We start from the raw sequence: 1,594 nt of genomic DNA on the forward strand, positions 1-1,594 counted from the left end.
CGCCGGGACATGGTCGCACACGTCCCGGCGGCAAACCACGCGGTCGCGGCGCGTGGGGAATTGGTATCTTATCCTATTTGCGCCGCAGTCGCAACTCGCTGACGGCGTTTTTTTATTGAGGAGGAGACATGCCGCTATTTCGCCTTCTGGAAGATGAGGTGGTGCAACAACTGCCATCATCCACCGCACAACGCGAACGGAATTTACAAAGGCTGATTGAACGCAATCTCGAGAAGGTCTTAGGGGTGCGTTTTATCGCATCGGAATTCACAACGGGCGACCGCCAACGCGGCAGGATTGACACGTTAGGCCTGGACGAAAACGGGACGCCAACCATCATTGAATACAAGAAAACCAGCAAAGATACGGTCATCAACCAGGGATTGTTCTACCTGGACTGGCTGATTGACCATAAAGGGGACTTCACTTTGGCGGCTCAAGAAGTGTTGGGAGCAGAGGTTGAGATTGACTGGAGCAATCCGCGCCTGATCTTGATTGCTGAAAGTTTCAGCGAGTACGACAAGTATGCCGTCAACCGCATCGGCGCCAACATTGAGTTGTGGGTTTACCGTCTGTACGGAGATGATTTGCTTTACCTGGAGCAAATCTACGCGGCGGCATTCCCTGTGCCTCGTCGCAGTGAAACAGGACCGACGGCATCTGTGGAAGATGAAACTCCACCGGTGGTATACAACGTGGAAGACCACTTAAGCGGCAAACCGGCGGGAATTGTAGCGCTTTTTGAGCAATTACGCGAGCGCGTTCTGGCGCTGGGTGAGGATGTGATAGAGAAGGCAACCAAAAACTATGTGGCCTATAAGCACGGCACGAATTTTTGCGAGGTCTGGATTCAGGTGCGGCAACTGAAAATCTGGCTGGACATTTCCCCGGATGAAATTCAAGACCCGCTGGGACTGGGGCGCGATGTGCGCGGCATTGGCCATTGGGGAACAGGTGATGTAGAAGTGGCTTTTAGCAACCCGGAGCAACTGGACGCCGTAATGGCGCTCATCGAACAATCCTACCAGCAAACGGTGTGAAGCGCTGCATGGAAGTAAATGATGGCATACAACGGCAGAGATGAGGCCACCACTCGCAAAGAGTTAATCGACCACCAGTTACGTCTGGCTGGTTGGGATGTTGCTAACCCTTCGATGGTGGAAATCGAACTGGGGTTGAAGTATGGTGCGGCTGCCTCGGATGGAATTCGGGATCGCTCGAAGGAAAGCGAGTTTCTCGATTACGCTTTGCTGGACAGCACCGCCATCCCCCTGGCGGTGGTAGAAGCCAAACGCGAAGGGCGCGACGCACTCGCTGGAAAGCGCCAGGCGGAGGACTACGCTCAGGGCATTCAGCAGGTACACAAACGCACTCCCTTTATTTTCCTCACCAATGGTCACGAAATCTGGTTCTACGAATGGGGCTACGCGCCGCCACGCAAGGTCAGCGGTTTCTTCAACCGCAATGACCTGGAACGCCTGCGCTTCCAGCGGGAAAACCGCACCGTGATTTCCAACCAGGTTCCCAAGCGCTCCATCGTTGACCGCCCTTATCAGATCGAAGCCGTCAAGCGGGTGGCCGAAGGGCTGGAGCA

The 1,594-nt window shown here is 54.8% G+C and carries 2 protein-coding genes; both read left to right on the forward strand.

Annotation, left to right across the window (positions count from 1 at the left end; translation table 11 throughout):
- Positions 1 to 128: 128 nt before the first annotated feature.
- Positions 129 to 1,040: a DUF91 domain-containing protein gene (locus tag D6694_09000; GenBank protein RMH41336.1), complete on the forward strand. Its 912-nt coding sequence runs from the start codon at positions 129 to 131 to the stop codon at positions 1,038 to 1,040.
- 18 nt (positions 1,041 to 1,058) lie between these two features.
- The coding region (locus tag D6694_09005; protein ID RMH41337.1) for a restriction endonuclease subunit R at positions 1,059 to 1,594 on the forward strand (536 nt) is incomplete at its 3' end.

The sequence above is a fragment of the Gammaproteobacteria bacterium genome (assembly GCA_003696665.1).
Taxonomy (GTDB): Bacteria; Pseudomonadota; Gammaproteobacteria; order Enterobacterales.